The following is a 19,328-nucleotide window of genomic DNA, read 5'->3' as shown; positions in this document are numbered from 1 at the left end:
GCTACACTCCCGGGCATGGAACGCCGTCCCGACCACCTGCGCCCCGACCACCTGCGCCATCGCCGCGGCGCGATCAGCAATCCCACCGGGCGCTACGAGCCGACCCGGCGGGAAGGCGTCGATGACGGCTGGGCCGACTGGGAAGCCCCCGAGCCGCCGCGCACCGAGGTCAGCCACGACACGACGCGCGAGATCATCTGCCGCAACAGCTCGCCCGACATCCCCTTCGACCGTTCGATCAACCTTTATCGCGGCTGCGCCCACGGCTGCATCTACTGCTATGCCCGCCCGACCCACGCCTATCTGGGGCTTTCGCCGGGGCTCGATTTCGAAACCCGCCTGACCGTCAAGCCCGACGCCCCGGCCCTGTTGCGCCGCGCGCTGAAGCGAAAATCGTACGTCTGCCGGCCGCTGGCCATCGGCACCAACACCGATCCCTACCAGCCGCTGGAACGCCGCTATGCCCTGATGCGGCCGATCCTGGAAATCCTCGCCGAGACCCGCCATCCGGTGATCATCACCACCAAGTCGGCCCTGATCCTGCGCGACCGCGACCTGCTGGTCCGGCTGGCGGCCGACGATCTGGTCCGCGTGCGGCTCTCGCTGACCACGCTGGAGGCGTCCCTGGCCCGCTCTCTGGAGCCGCGCGCCACCCCGCCGGCCGGCCGCCTCGCCGCCCTTGCCACGCTGACCCGGGCCGGGGTGCCGGTGGGCGTCAACATCGCCCCGGTCATCCCCGGACTGACCGACCACGAGCTGGAAAACCTGCTGACCGAGGCCCATCGCCACGGCGCCGTCGATGCCATGTACCTGCTGCTGCGCCTGCCCGGCGAGGTGGCCGAGCTGTTCGCCGAATGGCTCCGCGCCACCCTGCCCCAGCGCGCCGAACGGGTGCTGTCACGCCAGAAGGCCTGCCGCGACGGGCGGCTGAACGACAGCCGCTTCGGCCACCGCTTCACCGGCCACGGCCCGGACGCCATCCTGCTCGCCCAACGCTTCCGAACCACCTGCCAACGCCTGGGCCTCAACCCCGACCGCGGCCACCCCCCACCCACCCACCTGTTCACCCCCAACCCGACCCAAGGCACCCTCTTCCCGTCCTGAGCCGACTGGCGCCGGAGACAGGCAAGGGGGCGCTGCCCCCTTGACCCCCGCCGGGGGGACCAGGGGCCCCCCCGGACCCCCGCCGTGACTCAAAACCACCCAGAGGGGGCGCGCCCCCTCTGGGTGGTTTTGACTCATGGTGGGGTCTGGGGAGGCCCCCGGCCTCCCCAGCGGGGTTCAAAGGGGCGGCGCCCCTTTGCGTGTCTCTGATGCCAGCCGGCTCAGGTCGGGCGGTGGGCTGGCCAGCGGCCGGTGGCGAGCAGGTGGTGGACCTGGTTGTGGACGGTTTCGGCCAGTCGGGTGGTGGCGGTGGTGGGGGTGCGTCCGGCCGGTCGGGCGAGGACCAGGCGGCGCGACAGGCCGGGGTTTTCCAGGTGTCGGGTGGTCAGGCGTCCGGCCGCCACCTCCTCGGCCACCGCGGCGGCGGGCAGCAGGGTATCGCCCAGGCCCTTGGCGACCAGCCCCTTGATGGCTGGCAGGCCTTCCACTTCCGGGTCGATCCACGGGCGCACGCCAAGGCGGGCGGCGGCCTGATCGACCAGGACGCGCAGGCCGTGCGGCGGGCTGGGCAGGATCAGGCGGCGCGTCAGGGCCTTGGCCAGGGGCAGCGGATGGCCGGTCTGCGGGTCGCTGCCGGGGGCCGAGACCAGGACCAGCGGTTCGTCGAGCAGCGGCTCCAGATGCAGTCCCGAGCCCGGGGCGGCATGGTAGAGGATGCCCAGGTCGAGTCGCCCGGCCTCCAGCCACTCGGTGACAAAGCCGCTGAAGCCCTCGACCACCTTCAGCCGCACCCGGGGATGCCGGGCGGCGAAGTCGGCCACCACCTCGGGCAGCAGGACCAGGGCGGCGGTCGGCGGCACCCCCAACACCACCTCGCCGGCCGGGGTGGCGTTGCCCTTCAACTCGGCCTCCAGGCTGGTGAACTGGCGGACCAGCGGCTCGGCGCGGGCAATCAGGGCGCGCCCGGCGGCGGTCGGCTTGACGCCCCGGCCGTGGCGGGCGAACAGCGGCGTCCCGACCTCGTCCTCCAGGCGCTTGAGCTGGCGCGACAGGGCCGGCTGGGCGGTGTCCAGACGCTCGGCGGCGCGGCTGATGCTGGCGCAGTCGGCGATGGTGAGCAGGGCGCGAAGGGCGGCGATGTCCATGGGGGCGCGACTTCATCCATATCACAAAGGCATGGGAGATGGCTTGTCCATGCCATTGCAGGCTAACTCCCTCCCGGCTACCGGTGAAGCACCAAACCACCGCAAGGAAGCCGAAACGATGTCCGACATCCCGCGTCTGGTCGAGGCCCACGACGATATCCGCGACGCCGTGCGCAAGCTGTGCGCCGACTTCCCCGGCCCCTACTGGCGCTGGCTGGACCGCGAGCGGGCCTACCCCAGGGACTTCGTCGCGGCGCTGACCGAGGCCGGCTATCTGGCGGCGCTGATCCCGGAAGAGTACGGCGGCAGCGGGCTGCCCCTGTCGGCGGCCGCCGCGATCCTGGAGGAAATCCAGCGGGCCGGCTGCAACGGCGCGGCCTGCCACGCCCAGATGTATGTCATGGGCACGGTGCTGCGCCACGGCTCGGAAGAGCAGAAGCGCCGCTGGCTGCCCGAGGTGGCCAGCGGCCGGCTGCGTCTTCAGGCCTTCGCGGTGACCGAGCCGACCAGCGGCACCGACACCACCTCGCTGTCGACCACGGCGGTCAGGGACGGCGACGGCTATGTGGTCAACGGCCAGAAGGTGTGGACCAGCCGGGCCGAGCATTCCGACCTGATGCTGCTGCTGGCCCGCACCACCCCGCGCGATCAGGTGAAGAAGCGCACCGACGGGCTGTCGGTGTTCCTGGTCGACATGCGCGAGGTGAAGGGCAAGGGGCTGAGCATCCAGCCCATCCCGACCATGATGAACCACAACACCACCGAGCTGTTCTTCGAGGACATGCGCATCGGCGCCGACTGTCTGGTCGGCGAGGAGGGCAAGGGCTTCCGCTACATCCTGGATGGCATGAACGCCGAGCGCATCCTGATCGCCGCCGAGTGCGTCGGCGATGCCCGCTGGTTCATCGAAAAGGCGGTCACCTATGCCAATGAGCGGGTCGTCTTCGGCCGCCCCATCGGCCAGAACCAGGGCATCCAGTTCCCCCTGGCCCGGGCCCATGCCCAGTCCGAGGCGGCCGCCCTGATGGTCGATTCGGCGCTGGCCCGCTACGAGGCCGGCGTCCCTTGCGGGGCCCAGGCCAACATGGCCAAGATGCTGGCCAGCGAGGCCGCCTGGGCGGCCGGCGAGGCGGCCATCCAGACCCACGGCGGCTTCGGCTTCGCCGAGGAATACGACATCGAGCGCAAGTTCCGCGAAACCCGGCTTTATCAGGTGGCGCCCATTTCCACCAACCTGATCCTTTCCTATCTGGCCGAGCACGTGCTGGGCCTGCCGCGCAGCTACTAGATGAGGGCACCCATGACCGATCCCGCCGCCGGGCCGCTGTCCGGACTCCTCGTGGTCTCGGTGGAACAGGCCGTCGCCGCGCCCTATTGCGCCAGCCGGCTGGCCGAGGCCGGGGCCCGGGTGATCAAGGTGGAACGCCCCGGGGTGGGCGATTTCGCCCGCCACTACGACCACGCGGTGGACGGCGAAAGCGCCTACTTCGTGTGGCTCAACCGGGGCAAGGAATCGGTGGCGCTGGACCTCAAGGACCCGACCGACGCCGCCCTGTTGCAGGCGATGATCGCCAAGGCCGACGTGCTGATCCAGAACCTCGCCCCCGGCGCGGCGGCCCGCGCCGGGTTCGGGTCGGCCGAGATGCGGGCCCGCCACCCCCGGCTGATCACGGTCGACATCTCCGGCTACGGCGAGGCCAACGCCTTCACCGACATGAAGGCCTACGACCTTCTGGTGCAGGGCGAAAGCGGGCTGGCCAGCGTCACCGGCACGCCCCAGGCGCCGGGCCGGGTGGGGGTGTCGGTGTGCGACATCGCCTGTGGCATGTACGCCTATCAGGCGGTGCTGGAGGCGCTGATCGCGCGCGGCATCAGCGGCCAGGGCAAGGGCATCGAGGTGTCGCTGTTCTCCGGCATGGCCGACTGGATGACCGTGCCGTTGCTGCACCACGACCGGGGCGGCAAGGCGCCGGCCCGGGTCGGTCTGGCCCACCCCTCCATCGCGCCGTACGAAAGCTTCGCCACCGCCGACGGCGGGCGGATCATCGTCTCCATCCAGAACGAGCGCGAATGGGCCACCTTCGCCGCCGACATCCTGGGCCACCCGGAGTGGGCCGCGCCCGACCACGACTTCGGCAGCAACGTGAAACGGGTGGCGGCGCGCGACCGGCTGAGCCCGGAAATCGCCGAGGTCTTCGCCCGCCACACCACCGAGGACATGCTGGCCCGCCTGCGCCACAGCCGCATCGCCTGCGGGCGCCTGAACGACGTCGCCGCGCTGTCCACCCACCCGGCGCTGGAACGGGTGACGGTGGACACCCCGGCCGGACCGGTCGCCATGCCCGCCCCGCCGGCCAAGGTGGACGGCGCGTGGCGCACCCCCGGCCCGGTGCCCCGCCTGGGCGCGCATACCGAAAGCCTGCGCGCCGAGTTCGGGGTGTCCTCGTAGGAAGAAAGGGGTTTCGCCCCCTGCCTTCCGGGGGACCGAGGCGGGGCCGGCCCGCGGAACCGACAACCAAGCGTCATACAGGGAGAGCCGAGGGATGACCGCCACCACCGACCCCACCGCCTGGATCGGCCGCCAGGAGGAGACCACCGAAACCCTCGGCCCCTGGCCGCTGATCGGTCTGGCCGCCACCCTGGATCGCGACCCCGGCGGCATCGGCCCGGGCACCCCGCTGCCGCCGCTGGCCCACTGGCTGTACTTCCTGCCGCGCACCCCGGCCCGCGACCTGGGCCCCGATGGGCACGCCAAACGGGGCGGCTTCCTGCCCCCCATCGACCTGCCCCGGCGCATGTGGGCCGGCGGCCGGCTGCGCTTCCTGGGCCCGCTCACCGTCGGCGAGACGGCCCTCAAGCGCTCGACCATCCGCGCGGTGACGGAAAAGAACGGCAAGAGCGGCCGCCTCGTCTTCGTCACCGTCGGCCATCAGGTGCTGGTCGACGGCGAGCTGCGCATCGACGAGGAACAGGACATCGTCTACCGCCCGCTGCCCGAGCCCGGCACCCCGGTCCCCCCGCCGCCCGCCCCGCCCGCCCTGGAAAGCCATTTCACCGGCACCCTGACCCCCGACGCGGTGATGCTGTTCCGCTACTCGGCGCTGACCTTCAACGGCCACCGCATCCACTACGACATCGACTTCTGCCGCGATCACGAAGGCTATCCCGGGCTGGTCGTCCACGGCCCGCTGACCGCCACCCTGCTCGCCGACCTGGCCCAGGCCAACAGCCCCACGCCCCTGGCCACGTTCAGCTACCGGGGCACCGCGCCGCTGTTCCACGACCAGCCGGTGACCCTGAACGGCCACCGACAGGACGCCACCACCACCCTGTGGGCCACCGCTCCCGATGGCCATCAGGCCATGCACGCCGAGGCCACCAGCTGAGCCGACACACGCCGGGGGACCCCCCAGGGTCCCCCGGCGGGGGAGCGGGGATGGCGCCCCGCGCTTGACACTGCTCCCAGGGGGCCCACTTAGCGGGGGAGGGCTTTTTCACGTATCTTCGAGGACTCAAGCGTATGCGGTTGGCCGGTTTGCCTGGGGGGGTGTCTCCCGGGCCGCGCCTTTACAATCTGTTTCCGTTGCTGGCCGGGCCGATGGCGGGGTGGGCGGATCATTTCGCGCGCATCGCGGCGATGGACTTTGACTGGGTGTACCTCAACCCGATCAGCTATCCCGGGTTTTCGGGCAGCCTCTATGCGGTGAAGGACGAGCGTCGGCTGCATCCGCTGCTGAAGGGCGACGACCCCCGCCCCGATGGCCAGATCATCGCCGCCATGGTGGCCGAGGCCCACGAACGGGGCCTCAAGGTGATGCTGGATCTGGTCATCAACCACGCCTCGCGCGACAGCCTGCTGGCCGAGGCCCATCCCGAGTGGTTCGTGCGCGACGCCAGGGGCGGTCTGGTCTCGCCCCATGCCGCCGACCCCAACGACCCGGACAACCCGGACAAGCGCACGGTGTGGGGCGATCTGGCCGAGTTCGATCTGTCGCCCGGGCCGGCCCGCCAGGCCCTGGTCGGCCATTTCGCCGATCTGGTCGGCTGGCTGGTCGGTCTGGGGGTGGATGGCTTCCGCTGCGACGCCGCCTACAAGGTGCCGGCCGAGGTATGGGCCGGGGTCATCGGCGCCGCCCGCCGGGCCAACCCCGAGACCCGCTTCTTCGCCGAAACCCTGGGCTGCGCCACCGAGGAGGTGGCGGCCCTCGCCCCGGCCGGCTTCGACATGCTGTTCAACTCGGCCTGCTGGTGGGATTTCCGGGCCGACTGGTTCCTCGACATCTACGCCGAACAGCGCACCATCGCCCCCTCGGTGGCCTTCCCGGAGAGCCACGACACCGAGCGCTTCGCCGCCACCCTGGCCGATCTCGACCCCGAGGCGGCGGCGGCCCGCGCCGTCTGGCAGTATCTGTATGCCGCCTCGGTGTCGAGCGGGGTGATGCTGCCGGTGGGCTACGAGCTGGGCTTCGCCCGTCGGCTCGACGTGGTCGGCAGCCGGCCCGGGCAGTGGGAGGTCCCCCGCTTCGACATTTCCGCCGCCATTGGTGCCATCAACCGGGCCAAGGCGTCGCATCTGGCGCTGTCGGCCGAGGTGCCGATGCGCCGCCTCGACTCGCCGACCGGGGTGGTCGGGCTGCTGCGCCAGTCCGAGTTCGACCCCGACTGGGCGCTGATCGTCATCAATCCTTCGGGCAACGGGCCGTGGTCGCTGGACTACGATGACCCCGACGACCCGCTGGCCCGCCGCGCCGCCCAGGGTGGCGAGCCGCTGACCGCCATGCCGGAGGGGCCGTGGAAGCCCACGGCCGAGGCGCCACTGCTCGATCTGGCCGATGGCGAGGTGCGCCTGTTCGTCGGCCCCTGAGACTCTCTCCCGCCCCAACGCGAAGACCGCCCATGACGCCTTGCCCGACGCCTTTCCCCACCGTCTCCCAGCCGATTGTCATCCAGAACGTCACGCCCTCGGTGGACGGTGGCCGCTATCCGGTGAAGCGGGTGGTGGGCGATCTGCTCACGGTCACCGCCGAGGTCTTCCGCGACGGTCACGGGGTGCTGGGCGTGGTTCTGGAAAGCCGGCCCCGGCCCGATGCCGCGTGGTCGGCGGTGCCGATGACCCTGGTCGAGCCGGGCCTCGACCGCTGGCGCGGCGAGCTGCCGCTGACCGCCCTCGGGCGTTGGGACTACCGGGTGGTCGCCTGGGACGACGCCTGGGCCACCTGGAGCCGCGACATCACCGCCCGCCTGAAGGCCGCCCAGGCGCTCGATCTGGAGCTGATCGAGGGCCGCCACCTGATGGAGGCGGCGGCGCGCCGCGCCGAGGCGGCCGGGGCGGACGAGGACGCCCGCTGCCTGACCGGCATCCTGGGTGAGGCGGCGGCCCACCGCGAGGTGGTCGAGCGGGTGCGCCGCCTGCTGCATGGCGACGTGGCCGAGCTGATGGCCCGCCACGCCGACCGCACCCGGGCGGTGGTCCAGGAACCGGCGCTCGAGGTGGTGGTCGAGCCGACCCTGGCCCGCTTCGCCGCCTGGTACGAGGTGGCGGTGCGCTCGCAGACCGACGACCCCACGCGCGGCGGCACCTTCGATGACGTCATCGCCCGGCTGCCGGAAATCTCGGCGCTCGGCTTCGATGTGCTCTACCTGATGCCCATCCACCCCATCGGGCCGCGCTTCAGGAAGGGGCGCAACAACAGCTTTCCGGCCGAGCCCGGCGAGCCCGGCAGCCCCTATGCCATCGGCGGGCCGGAGGGGGGGCACACCGCCATCCACCCCGACCTTGGCAGCTTCGAGGATTTCGACCGGCTGGTCCGGGCGGCGACCGACCACGGGCTGGCCCTGGCGCTCGACATCGCCTTTCAGTGCAGCCGCGACCATCCGTGGATCGATGAGCATCCGGAGTGGTTCCAGTGGCGCCCGGACGGCTCCATCCGCTATGCCGAGAACCCGCCCAAGAAGTACCAGGACATCGTCAACCTGGATTTCATGGGCCCCCATGCCGAGGCCATCTGGACCGCCCTGCGCGAGGTCTTCCTGTTCTGGTGCCGGCGCGGGGTGCGCATCTTCCGGGTCGACAACCCGCACACCAAGCCGGTGCCGATGTGGGAATGGCTGATCGGCGAGGTGAAGGCCCGCCACCCGGACGCCATCTTCCTGGCCGAGGCCTTCACCCGTCCGCCGATGATGCTGATGCTGGCCAAGGTCGGCTACAGCCAGTCCTACAGCTACTTCACCTGGCGCAACTTCAAGCCCGAGCTGATCGCCTATTTCGAGGAGCTGACCCGCCCGCCCCATGTCGAGGTGATGCGGGCCAACCTGTTCCCCTCCACCCCCGACATCCTGCCCGAGTTCCTGCAACGGGGCGGCCGTCCGGCCTTCCGCATCCGGGCCGCCCTGGCGGCGCTGCTGGGCAGCCTTTATGGCATCTACAACGGCTATGAGCTGTGCGAGAACGCCGCCCTGCCGGGGCGCGAGGAGTACCTGGACAGCGAGAAGTACCAGATCAGGGTGCGCGACTGGAACGCCCCGGGCCACATCAAGGCCGATCTGGCCCGCCTCAACCGCATCCGGCGCGATCATCCGGCCTTCGCCGACCCGGCCACCCTGACCTTCCATCCGGCCGACGACGACAGCGTGCTGTTCTTCAGCCGCATCCTTCCCGGGGGCGGCGACATGGTCTTCGTCGCCGTCAGCCTGGACCCCTTCGAGCCGCGCCGGGCCACCTTGAGCTTCCCCCTGGAGCGCATGGGGGTGGGCCCCGGGCAGCCCTTCGAGGTGCGCGATCTGGCGAGCGGCCGGCGCCGCCTGTGGCGCGGCGCCGAGCACACCGTCACCCTGGACCCGGAAGAACAGCCGTGGCTGGCCTTCAAGATCACCCCGTGGGCCTCGGTCAGTTACGTGGACCCCTACTACGGTTAGGGATATTGTGGCCCCGCCCCTCCTGCCCGCCTTGCCAGGACTTCGTTCGCCGTCATGTCGCATCCCCGCCCCACGCCCCGGCACACCGGTGACCCCGCCCCGCAGGACGATCCCCTGTGGTACAAGGACGCGGTCATCTATCAGTTGCACGTCAAGGCGTTCTTCGACTTCAGCAACGACGGCATCGGCGACTTCGCCGGCCTGACCCAGAAGCTGGACTATCTGGTCAGCCTGGGGGTCAACGCGGTGTGGGTGCTGCCCTTCTACCCCTCGCCGCTGCGCGACGACGGCTATGACATCGCCGACTACAAGGGGGTGCACCCGGCCTATGGGCGGCTCGCCGACTTCAAGGCCTTCGTCAAGGCGGCCCACGCGCGCGGCCTGAAGGTGATCACCGAGCTGGTCATCAACCACACCTCGGACCAGCACCGCTGGTTCCAGCGGGCCCGGCGGGCCAAGCCGGGCTCGGCCCACCGCAATTTCTATGTGTGGTCGGACGACGACCGCAAATGGCCCGAGACGCGGATCATCTTCACCGACACCGAGACCAGCAACTGGACCTGGGACCCGGTGGCCCAGCAGTACTACTGGCATCGCTTCTTCAGCCACCAGCCGGACCTCAACTTCGACAACCCCCGGGTGCTCGACGAGGTGATCCGGGTGATGAAGTTCTGGCTCGATACCGGGGTCGACGGGATGCGCCTCGACGCCATCCCCTATCTGGTCGAGCGCGACGGCACCAACAACGAGAACCTGCCCGAGACCCACGCCATCATCAAACGCCTGCGCGCCTGGATCGACGAGCACTACCCGGGCCGCATGCTGCTCGGCGAGGCCAACCAGTGGCCCGAGGACGTGCGCCCCTACTTCGGCGACGGCCCCGGCGACGAGTGCAACATGGCCTTCCACTTCCCCCTGATGCCGCGCATGTACATGGCGCTGGCCCAGGAGGACCGCCATCCCATCACCGACATCATGCGCCAGACGCCGGACATCCCGGCCACCGCCCAGTGGGCCATCTTCCTGCGCAATCACGACGAATTGACGCTGGAAATGGTCACCGACCGCGAGCGCGACTACCTGTGGAACTACTACGCCGCCGAGCCCAGGGCGCGCATCAACCTGGGCATCCGCCGCCGGCTGGCCCCGCTGGTCGACAACGACCGGCGCAAGATCGAGCTTCTGAACAGCCTGTTGATGTCCATGCCGGGCACCCCCATCGTCTATTACGGCGACGAGTTGGGCATGGGCGACAACATCTACCTGGGCGACCGCGACGGCGTGCGCACCCCCATGCAGTGGAGCAGCGACCGTAACGGCGGCTTCTCGCGGGCCGATCCGCAGCGCCTTTACCTGCCGGCCATCCAGGATGCCATCTATGGCTTCGCCACGGTCAATGTGGAGGCCCAGGCGGCCAACCCCTCCTCGCTGCTCAACTGGATGCGCCGGCTGATCGCCGTGCGCCGGCGGCACAAGGCATTCGGCCGCGGCCACCTCGACTTCCTCTACCCCGGCAACCGCAAGGTGCTGGCCTACCTGCGCCGCGTCGAGGAGGCCGACGGCGGGTCGGGCGAGACCATCCTGTGTGTCGCCAACCTGTCGCGCGCCGCCCAGCCGGTGGAGCTTGATCTGTCGGCCTTCAAGGGCCGGGTGCCGGTCGAGCTGATGGGCCGCTCGGCCTTTCCGCCGATCGGCGATCTGCCCTACTTCGTCACCCTGCCGGCCTACGCCTTCTACTGGTTCCTGCTGGCCGAGGAGGAAGAGGCGCCGATCTGGCACGAGCCGCAGCCCCCGGTGCTGCCCGAGTTCGTCACCCTGGTGCTGGGCAAGACCGGCGGCCTGGGCCAGGGCAAGGGCCTCGACACCCTGACCAACACCGCCCTGCCCGATTTCCTGCCCCGCCAGCGCTGGTTTGGCCTGAAGGGCCTGGGCCGGCCCAAGGTGGCGGCGGCGGCCCGCGTCGAAGTGCCCGCCGGGCGCGGCGAAACGGCGCCGCTGGCCGCCGCCTGGCGGGTCGGCGAGGGCGAGGACAGCCACCTCTACTTCCTGCCCCTGGCCGCCGCCTGGGAAAGCCGCGACCAGGACCCGCAGGAGCATCTGGCCGCCTTCGCCGTGGCCAAGACCCGCCAGGGCGCCCGGGCCGGCCTGCTGGTCGACGCGGCGCTGGGCGACCTTGGCTTCGTGCGCCGGCTGGCCGCCGACATCCTGGCCGGGGCCCGCCACCCGGGCGAGGAGGGGGCCGAGCTGGTGGCCCATCCGACCAGCGCCGCCGCCGGCGTGACCTTCGAGCCCGAGGCCGAGGTGCAGCGTCTGGGGGCCGACCAGTCCAACACCTCGCTTCGGGTTGGCGAGGGCCACATCCTGAAGCTTTACCGGCGCCTGGAACCGGGCATCCACCCGGAGGTGGAGATGGGCCGCTTCCTGACCGACCGGGCCGGCTACGCCAACATCCCGGCGGTGCTCGGCCACGCCGAGTTGACCCTGCCCGGCGAGGGCGGGGCGGCGGCCTGCGCCATCCTCCAGGCCTACGTGGCCAACCAGGGCGACGGCTGGTCATTCACCCTCGATTACCTGGACCGTTTCCTGGAGGAGGTGGAGCTGCTGCCCGAGGAGCCGACGGCCGCCCCGCCGGGCCCCGAGGAGGAACCGCGCCACGCCTATTTCATGAGCCTGATCGCCACCCTCGGGCGGCGCATCGGCGAGTTGCACCGCGCCCTGGCCGAGGCCGGCGCGCGGCACGCCGACGAGGCCCCCGATTTCGCCCCCGAGCCGCTGACGCCAAAGGCCCTGGAAGCCTGGGCCGAGGCGGCGGGTGACCAGGCCCGGGCGGCCCGTCAGGCGCTGAAGCGCATGGTCGGTCGGCTGCCCGGGGACAGCCCCCTGGCGGCCGACATCACGGCCCGGCTGGACGACTGGAAGGCGGTCAAGCAGCGTATCGCCGAGCTGGCCGATCCGACCCGCCACGGCGGCGCCGGGCGGCTGATCCGCCTGCATGGCGATTTGCACCTGGGTCAGGTGGTGATCGCCAAGGACGACTTCTTCCTGCTCGACTTCGAGGGCGAGCCGGCCCGCTCGCTGGACCGCCGGCGGGCCCGCGGCACTCCGATGGCCGACGTGGCCGGGATGCTGCGCAGCTTCGACTACGCCGCCTGGGCCGCCCTGTTCGCCCAGGCCGACCGTCAGGCCGAGGCCGGCACCGACATCCTGACCCGTCTCAAGCCGCATGCCGAGGCGTGGCAGGCGGAAACCCGCGCCGCCTTCCTCGACGGCTACGCCGAAGCCGTGGAGGGCTGCCCGGGGCTGGGTCTCGACCCCGCCCTGATCGACCTGATGAGCCTGACCAAGGCGCTCTATGAAATCGCCTACGAGGCGGCCAACCGGCCCGACTGGCTGTCCATCCCGCTGGGCGGGCTGGCCCACCTGCTGGCTCAGCCGGTGGACTGACCGTCCCCCCCGTTCCTCTTTTCTGAATGCCCACTGGAGGCCTCATGCCCCGCAAACTGGTCGACAAGGCCACCGAAACGGCCATCGTCACCGCCGACGCCCACGATCCGTTCACCCTGCTCGGTCTGCACCGGCGCGGCGACGGGGTGCTGGTGATCCGCGTCTTCGACCCCCGGGCCGAGGCCTTGACCCTGCTCGACGCGGCCGACGACAGCCCCCTGGTCGCGCTGGCCAAGGTCCACCCCGACGGCCTGTTCGCCGCCGAGGTGCCGGGGCGCGAGGCGTGGTTTCCCTACCGGCTGGCGCGCACCGTGGGCGGCGAGACGGCGGTGGTCGAGGACCCCTACCGCTTCCCCCCCTGGCTCGGCGAGACCGACGTCTACCTGATCGCCGAGGGCACCCACCAGCGCCCCTACGAGCGCCTGGGGGCCCATCCCACGGTGTATGAGGGGGTGCCCGGGGTGGCCTTCGCGGTGTGGGCCCCCAACGCGCGCCGGGTCTCGGTGGTCGGCGACTTCAACGACTGGGACGGCCGGGTGCACATGATGCGCTCGCGCGGCGGCGCCGGGCTGTGGGAGCTGTTCATTCCCCACCTCGTCGCCGGGGCGCTGTACAAGTTCGAGATCAGGGCGGCCGACGGCAGCCTGCTGCCGCTGAAGTTCGACCCCTACGGCTTTTACGGCGAGAAGCGGCCGGCCAACGCCGCCATCGTCCATGGCCTGACCGACTTCCCGTGGACCGACGAGGGCTGGATCCGGGCCCGCGAGGCGGCGGCCGGCGGCCTCGATCGGCCGATGAGCATCTACGAGGTGCATCTCGGCTCGTGGGCCCGGGTGCCCGAGGACGAGCACCGCTTCCTGAGCTACGACGAGCTGGGCGACCGGCTGGTGCCCTATGTGCGCGACCTGGGCTTCACCCACATCGAGCTTTTGCCCATCCACGAGCACCCCTTCGACGGCTCCTGGGGCTATCAGCCGGTGGGCCTGTACGCGCCGACCAGCCGCTTCGGCGACCCCAGCGCCTTCAAGCGCTTCATCGACCGCTGCCACAACGCCGGCATCGGGGTGATCATCGACTGGGTGCCCGGCCACTTCCCGACCGACGCCCACGCGCTGGGCCTGTTCGACGGCACCCACCTTTACGAACACGCCGACCCGCGCAAGGGCCGGCACATGGACTGGGACACCCTGATCTACAACTTCGGCCGCATCGAGGTGCGCAACTTCCTGATCGCCAACGCGCTGTACTGGATCGAGCAGTTCCACATCGACGGCCTTCGGGTCGACGCGGTGGCCTCGATGCTCTACCTCGACTACTCGCGTCAGGACGGCGAGTGGATCCCCAACCAGCACGGCGGCAACGAGAACCTGGAAGCCATCGACTTCCTGAAGCGCCTGAACGAGCTGGTCTACGAGCTGGGGCGCGGGGCGATGACCATCGCCGAGGAAAGCACCGCCTGGCCGATGGTCAGCCGGCCCACCTACCTGGGCGGCCTGGGCTTCGGCTACAAGTGGAACATGGGGTGGATGCACGACACCCTGGAATACTTCAAGAAGGACCCCATCCACCGCCGCTGGCACCAGAACCAGCTCACCTTCGGCCTGCTCTATGCCTTCAACGAGAACTTCATCCTGCCGCTGAGCCATGACGAGGTGGTGCACGGCAAGGGCTCGCTGTTCGGCCGCATGGCCGGCGACCGCTGGCAGAAGTTCGCCAACCTTCGGGCCTACTACGGCTTCATGTGGGCCCATCCGGGCAAGCAGCTTCTGTTCATGGGTGGCGAGCTGGGCCAGGAGCGCGAGTGGGACGAGGACCAAAGCCTCGACTGGCACCTGCTGGAGGACCCGCTCAATCGCGGCGTGAAGGATCTGGTGGGCGAGCTGAACCGGCTTTACGTGGCCACCCCGGCCCTCTACCAGCAGGACTTCGACCCCCGCGGCTTCGAGTGGATCGACGGCTCGGACGCCGACAACAGCGTGCTGTCGTGGATCCGCTGGCCGCGCGACGGCAGCGCGCCGATTGTCTGCGTCGCCAACCTGACGCCCCAGGTGTTGCAGGGCTACCGGGTCGGCGTGCCCTGGCCGGGGGCCTATCACGAACGGCTGAACACCGACGACAGCCGCTTCGGCGGCAGCGGCGTGGGCAACGGCCCGCTGGTCGACTCCGAGCCGGTGGAAGGCCACGGCCGTCCCCACTCGCTGCTCCTCACCCTGCCCCCGCTGGCCACCGTCTGGCTGCAACCGGTCAACCCCTGACCGGGCGCGGGCCGAAAAGGAAAGGCTCCCGATCCGCCAGGATCGGGAGCCTTTTTTGTGTGGTGTCCGGCCGCCTCAGCCGTGCAGCCACCAGGCGGCGGCGACCCCGGTGGCGGCGGCGGCGAGGCCAGCCCAGCGCAGGGTCTCGGGCGGCATCTCCAGCACCTGGCGCATCATGCGTTGCATGGTCTCCGGCAGCAGGGCGTAGAGCAGGCCCTCGATGACCAGCACCAGGGCCAGCGCCATCCACAGATGGTCGCTCACCGGGCCCTACCGCGCCTCGGCATCGGCGTCCTGACCGAAGTAGCGGAAGAACTCGCTGTTGGGCGACAGGACCAGGGTGGCGCCGCCGTCGCCGATGCCCTCGCGGTAGGCCTGAAGGGTGCGGTAGAAGCGGAAGAACTCCTGGTCGCGCCCGTAGGCCTTGCCGAGGATGCGGTTGCGCTCGGCGTCGCCCTCGCCGCGCAGGCCCTGGGCGGTGCGCTCGGCCTCGGCCAGGATGATCGCCTTGTCGCGGTTGGCCTCACCCTCGATGCGGTCCTTCAGCTCCTGGCCTTCCGAGCGCAGCTTGCGGGCCTGGGCCTCGCGCTCGGAGCGCATGCGGTCGAACACCGACTGGCTGGTCTCGGTGGGCAGGTCGGTGCGCCCGATGCGCACGTCGATGACCTCGATGCCATAGGTCGGTGCCTGCTCGCGCACCGCCTGGGTGATGGCGTCCATCACCGCCACCCGGCGGTCGCCCAGAAGGTCGATCAACTGGGCCTTGGCCACCTGATTTCGCACCTGGGCATTGAGGATGTCGCCGAAGCGGTTGCGCAGGCCGTTCTCGTCGCGCACCGTCTTGTAGAGCTCCAGGGGGTCGACGATGCGGAAGCGGGCGAAGGCATCGACGTTGATGCGCTTCTGGTCGGCCAGCGGCAACTGCAACACCGGCGGATCAAGCGGCAGGATGCGGTTGTCGTAGAACAGCACCGTCTCGACCATCGGCACCTTGAACTTGAGGCCCGGCTCTTCTTCCAGCCGCACCGGGTTGCCGAAGCGCAACACGATGGCCTGTTCGGTCTGCTGCACGGTGAACAGGCTGCTCGACAGGATGACGGCGGCGACCACCGCGATCACCCCGAAGACGAGGAGTCCGATATTCTTCATCGCTGGTCACCTCCGGTGCGGCGCTTCTGGACTTCGGGCAGCGGCAGATAGGGGGTGACCCCCTGGCCGCCCTCGGCCGACGGGTCGATGATCACCTTGTCGGAATTGCCCAGCACGTCCTGCATGGTTTCCAGGAACAGGCGCTGGCGGGTCACCTCGCGGGCCGTGGTGTAGCTGTCGTAGACCTCGTCGAAGCGCTGCGCCTCACCCTTGGCCTGCTCCATCACCTCGGCCTTGTAGGCCTCGGCCGCCTGCACCACGCGCGCCGCCTGACCCTTGGCCCGGGGCAGGATGTCGTTGCGGTAGGCCTGGGCCTCGTTCTGCAGACGCTCCTTGTCCTGGCGGGCCCGCTGGACGTCGTTGAAGGCGTCGATGACCTCCTTCGGGGGGTCGGCCTTGTCCATCTGCACGCCGGTGATGCTCACCCCGGCCTTGTAGCTGTCGAGGATTTCCTGGATCAGCGCCTTGGCCTCGAACTGCACCTCGCCGCGGCCCTCGGTCATGATCGAATCGAGGGTGCGGGTGCCGACCACCTCGCGCATGGCGCTTTCGGCGGCCGCCTTGATGGTCACCTCGGGGTCGCGGATGTTGAACAGGAACTTGCCGGCGTCGGCGATCTGCCACTGCACCACATAGCGCGCGTCGATGATGTTCTGATCGCCGGTCAGCATCAGGCTTTCCTCGGGCACGTCGCGGGCCACGGTGAAGTTGCCGCGCCCGTCGGGGCTGCCGCGAAAGCCGATCTGGATGCTGTTGACCACCGTCACCTTGGGCTTGATGACATCGCCCACCGGGGCCGGGAACCAGTAGTTCAGGCCCGGGCTGGTGGTCTTCATGAAGGCGCCGAACAGCAGCTCCACGCCCTGTTCGTCGGGCTGCACGCGGTAGAAGCCGGTGGCCGCCCAGGCGGCGACGACGATGATCACCGCCAGCGCGATGCCCTTGCCGCCCATGCCGCCGGGGAACAGGCTCTTCAGCTTCTCCTGGCCCTTGCGCAGCATGTCCTCGATGTCCGGCGGCGGGGGATTGGGCCGGCGCGCTCCGCCGCCACCACCACCACCGCCCCACGGGTTGCGGCCGTCGCCGTTACCGTTGCCGCCGCCGCCCCAGGGGCTGCCGCCACCCGGGCCGCCGCCCCACGGGCCGCCCTGCTGATTGAAAACTTTCACTGTCTGCTCCGCCCTCGAAGTCGTGATTGGGGTCGGGAGAGCCGGCCGGCCCCCCAAGGATTGCCAAGGGTTATAGGCCACCGGACGGGACTCTGTACAGCCGGCCGGGGCGCACCCCATATGGGGCCTTTCCGCACCCGGCGCGAGGGGGTAGGGTCCGCTTTTGCGGGCGCCGCCGCGCGCCCTCCCCGAAGACCCTTGGCGAGCAGGAACAGCAACGACATGGCCGAGATCACCCGCGAACGGATTCTGGACGAACTGCGCAGCATCATCCACGCCGACAGCGGCTCGGATCTGGTCTCGGCCGGCTGGGTCGGCGAGGTGGTGATCCGCGATGGCCACGTCACCTTCACCCTGGAAGTGCCGCCCGAACTGGGCCCGGAAATGGAGCCGGTGCGCGCGGCGGCCGAAAAGGCCGTGCACGCCCTGCCCGGGGTGCTCACCGCCACCGCCGTCCTGACCGCCCAGCGCCAGGGTGGTGGGCAGGGTGGTGGGCAGGCTGGCGGTGGGGCGCCCGAGGAGGGCGGACCCAGGGGCCAGCAGGCGTTGCACGGCAAGCTGGCCCTGGGCTCGGTGCGCCACATCGTGGCCGTGGCCAGCGGCAAGGGCGGGGTCGGCAAGTCGACCACGGCGGCCAATCTGGCCCTCGCCCTGTCGCGCCTGGGCCTCAAGGTGGGGCTTTTTGACGCCGACATCTACGGCCCCTCCATGCCGCGCATGCTGGGCCTCGCCGGGGCCGAGCCGACGACCACCGACAGCGCCATCCTGCCGCTCGAGAACCACGGCCTGAAGATCATGTCGATCGGCTTCATGGTGCCCGAGGACGCCCCGGTGATCTGGCGCGGGCCGATGGTCATCGGCGCCCTCGAGCAGCTTCTGCGCGACGTCGAGTGGGGCGAACTGGACGTCATGGTGATCGACATGCCGCCCGGCACCGGCGACACCCAGCTCACCATCAGCCAGCGGGTGCCGCTGTCCGGCGCGGTGATCGTCTCCACCCCGCAGGACATCGCCCTGCTCGACGCCCGCAAGGGCCTCAACATGTTCCGCAAGGTCGAGGTGCCGGTGCTCGGCCTGATCGAGAACATGAGCTATTACGTCTGCCCCAACTGCGGCCACCGCGAGGAACTGTTCGCCCATGGCGGCGCCAAGCGCACGGCCGAGGAAATGGACTGCCCGTTCCTTGGCGAGATCCCGCTCGACATCAGGATCCGCGAAACCTCCGACGCCGGCACGCCGATCGTCGTCGCCGAGCCCGACAGCCCCCACGCCAAGGCCTACGCCGCCATCGCCCAGGCCCTCAAGGACACCCTGGAGGGCGACGACGGCCAGCCCATGCCCGCGATCACCGTCTCCTGAGGCTCCCTTGATCCAGGCCCGGGGATCGCTTAAAGCTTCTCGTTACGACCATCCTTGGCGAAAGGTCCGACCCGTGCGGCGATCCCCTGTCCTCATCCTCGGCGGCGTGCTTGTGGCCGGCCTCCTCGGCGGCGGCCTCACTGGCTGCAGCAACGCCAAGAAAACCCTCGGCCTGGAGCGCCGGCCACCCGACGAATTCGCCGTCGTCGCCCGCGCCCCCCTCGCCGTGCCACCGGAATACGACCTGAGGCCCCCCGAACCCGGCGCCCCACGGCCCCAGGAAGGCACCACCCGCGATCAGGCCCGCAACACCGTGCTCGGCGCCGGCGGCGCCGGCTACAGCCGCAACGACTTCTCGCGCGGCGAACAGGCGTTGCTCAAACTGGCCGGCACCGACCGCAACGTGGACAACATCCGCCAGGTGGTCGATCGCGAAACCTCCGCCCTGGCCGCCGAGTCGGAAGAATTCACCGACCGCCTGATGTTCTGGGACGACCAGATCCCCTTCGGCGCCGTCGTCGACGCCGACAAGGAATCCCAGCGCATCCGCGAAAACCAGGCCCTCGGTCGCGCCATCACCACCGGCGAAACCCCGACCATCGAACGCCGCAAGAAAGCCCTGCTGGAAGGGATCTTCTGAGCCCCCGAACGGAGGCGCGCGGCTGGATAAACGGGGGCTCTGCCCCCGAACCCCCACACCTTGCAAAACGGGGGCCTTGCCCCCGAACCCCCACCGGGGGATCGAAGGCGATCCCCCGGACCCCCGCCATTTCGTTGGTGCGCATCGC

Annotated in this window: 14 protein-coding genes; 10 read left to right on the top strand and 4 right to left on the bottom strand. The window is 70.3% G+C overall.

The window, feature by feature from the left end; translation table 11 throughout:
* Nucleotides 1–15: 15 nt before the first annotated feature.
* On the top strand, nt 16–1,104 hold the full coding sequence (locus tag BLR95_RS04910) for a PA0069 family radical SAM protein (protein WP_092616290.1): 1,089 nt from the start codon (nt 16–18) through the stop codon (nt 1,102–1,104).
* A 221-nt stretch (nt 1,105–1,325) separates the two neighbouring features.
* Here the strand turns inward: BLR95_RS04910 and BLR95_RS04905 are convergent, their stop codons facing one another.
* On the bottom strand, nt 1,326–2,249 hold the full coding sequence (locus BLR95_RS04905) for a LysR family transcriptional regulator (protein WP_092616287.1): 924 nt from the start codon (nt 2,247–2,249) through the stop codon (nt 1,326–1,328).
* A gap of 118 nt (nt 2,250–2,367) precedes the next feature.
* Here BLR95_RS04905 and BLR95_RS04900 point away from each other — a divergent pair, with 118 nt between their 5' ends.
* From BLR95_RS04900 to glgB, 7 genes are all read left to right on the top strand, one after another.
* Nucleotides 2,368–3,537 (top strand): acyl-CoA dehydrogenase family protein, encoded by a 1,170-nt coding sequence (locus BLR95_RS04900; protein WP_092616284.1) that lies wholly within the window; start codon nt 2,368–2,370, stop codon nt 3,535–3,537.
* A 12-nt stretch (nt 3,538–3,549) separates the two neighbouring features.
* Nucleotides 3,550–4,698, top strand: coding sequence for a CaiB/BaiF CoA transferase family protein (locus tag BLR95_RS04895; RefSeq protein WP_092616281.1), 1,149 nt, complete (start codon nt 3,550–3,552; stop codon nt 4,696–4,698).
* Between the two features lie 94 nt (nt 4,699–4,792).
* A complete protein-coding gene (locus BLR95_RS04890) occupies nt 4,793–5,635 on the top strand; it encodes an HTD2 family dehydratase (RefSeq protein WP_092616278.1) in 843 nt (280 codons plus the stop codon).
* A 134-nt stretch (nt 5,636–5,769) separates the two neighbouring features.
* Nucleotides 5,770–7,113, top strand: a complete 1,344-nt coding sequence (locus BLR95_RS04885) for an alpha-amylase family glycosyl hydrolase (RefSeq protein WP_092616275.1) — start codon at nt 5,770–5,772, stop codon at nt 7,111–7,113.
* Nucleotides 7,114–7,145: 32 nt separating this feature from the next.
* Nucleotides 7,146–9,164: an alpha-1,4-glucan--maltose-1-phosphate maltosyltransferase gene (locus BLR95_RS04880; protein ID WP_092616272.1), complete on the top strand. Its 2,019-nt coding sequence runs from the start codon at nt 7,146–7,148 to the stop codon at nt 9,162–9,164.
* 54 nt (nt 9,165–9,218) lie between these two features.
* A complete protein-coding gene (gene treS / locus BLR95_RS04875; RefSeq protein ID WP_092616269.1) occupies nt 9,219–12,608 on the top strand; it encodes a maltose alpha-D-glucosyltransferase in 3,390 nt (1,129 codons plus the stop codon).
* 44 nt (nt 12,609–12,652) lie between these two features.
* Entirely contained in the window at nt 12,653–14,863 is a 2,211-nt protein-coding gene (gene glgB, locus BLR95_RS04870) for a 1,4-alpha-glucan branching protein GlgB (RefSeq protein WP_176787619.1), read from the top strand.
* Between the two features lie 75 nt (nt 14,864–14,938).
* Here glgB and BLR95_RS04865 read toward each other — a convergent pair whose 3' ends face one another.
* Genes BLR95_RS04865 through hflK form a run of 3 tightly spaced genes read right to left on the bottom strand, consistent with a single transcriptional unit; the run spans nt 14,939 to nt 17,181 of the window.
* Complete coding sequence (locus tag BLR95_RS04865; RefSeq protein WP_245689251.1) at nt 14,939–15,127, bottom strand: DUF2065 domain-containing protein; 189 nt, start codon at nt 15,125–15,127, stop codon at nt 14,939–14,941.
* A gap of 6 nt (nt 15,128–15,133) precedes the next feature.
* Nucleotides 15,134–16,012, bottom strand: coding sequence for a protease modulator HflC (gene hflC, locus BLR95_RS04860; RefSeq protein ID WP_092616263.1), 879 nt, complete (start codon nt 16,010–16,012; stop codon nt 15,134–15,136).
* Nucleotides 16,009–17,181, bottom strand: coding sequence for an FtsH protease activity modulator HflK (gene hflK / locus BLR95_RS04855; protein ID WP_245689250.1), 1,173 nt, complete (start codon nt 17,179–17,181; stop codon nt 16,009–16,011). Before hflK ends, hflC begins: the two co-directional genes overlap by 4 nt.
* Before the next feature lie 222 nt (nt 17,182–17,403).
* On the opposite strand from hflK, the gene BLR95_RS04850 reads away from it, so the two are divergent.
* Nucleotides 17,404–18,540 (top strand): Mrp/NBP35 family ATP-binding protein, encoded by a 1,137-nt coding sequence (locus BLR95_RS04850; protein ID WP_092616258.1) that lies wholly within the window; start codon nt 17,404–17,406, stop codon nt 18,538–18,540.
* Nucleotides 18,541–18,613: 73 nt separating this feature from the next.
* On the top strand, nt 18,614–19,180 hold the full coding sequence (locus BLR95_RS04845; RefSeq protein WP_245689249.1) for a DUF3035 domain-containing protein: 567 nt from the start codon (nt 18,614–18,616) through the stop codon (nt 19,178–19,180).
* Nucleotides 19,181–19,328: the final 148 nt, after the last annotated feature.

It is taken from the genome of Roseospirillum parvum, from assembly GCF_900100455.1.
Lineage (GTDB): Bacteria > Pseudomonadota > Alphaproteobacteria > Rhodospirillales > Rhodospirillaceae > Roseospirillum > Roseospirillum parvum.
The sequence above is the reverse complement of the archived record's forward strand: the minus strand, read 5'-3'. Positions and strand labels throughout refer to the sequence as shown.

Excerpts from the sequence above, each read along its gene's own strand:
- glgB (WP_176787619.1), top strand. The coding sequence starts at position 12,653 with ATGCCCCGCAAACTGGTCGACAAGGCCACCGAAACGGCCATCGTCACC.
- hflC (WP_092616263.1), bottom strand. The coding sequence starts at position 16,012 with ATGAAGAATATCGGACTCCTCGTCTTCGGGGTGATCGCGGTGGTCGCC.
- treS (WP_092616269.1), top strand. The coding sequence starts at position 9,219 with ATGTCGCATCCCCGCCCCACGCCCCGGCACACCGGTGACCCCGCCCCG.
- BLR95_RS04905 (WP_092616287.1), bottom strand. The coding sequence starts at position 2,249 with ATGGACATCGCCGCCCTTCGCGCCCTGCTCACCATCGCCGACTGCGCC.
- BLR95_RS04900 (WP_092616284.1), top strand. The coding sequence starts at position 2,368 with ATGTCCGACATCCCGCGTCTGGTCGAGGCCCACGACGATATCCGCGAC.
- BLR95_RS04850 (WP_092616258.1), top strand. The coding sequence starts at position 17,404 with ATGGCCGAGATCACCCGCGAACGGATTCTGGACGAACTGCGCAGCATC.
- BLR95_RS04880 (WP_092616272.1), top strand. The coding sequence starts at position 7,146 with ATGACGCCTTGCCCGACGCCTTTCCCCACCGTCTCCCAGCCGATTGTC.
- BLR95_RS04885 (WP_092616275.1), top strand. The coding sequence starts at position 5,770 with ATGCGGTTGGCCGGTTTGCCTGGGGGGGTGTCTCCCGGGCCGCGCCTT.
- BLR95_RS04910 (WP_092616290.1), top strand. The coding sequence starts at position 16 with ATGGAACGCCGTCCCGACCACCTGCGCCCCGACCACCTGCGCCATCGC.
- BLR95_RS04895 (WP_092616281.1), top strand. The coding sequence starts at position 3,550 with ATGACCGATCCCGCCGCCGGGCCGCTGTCCGGACTCCTCGTGGTCTCG.
- BLR95_RS04890 (WP_092616278.1), top strand. The coding sequence starts at position 4,793 with ATGACCGCCACCACCGACCCCACCGCCTGGATCGGCCGCCAGGAGGAG.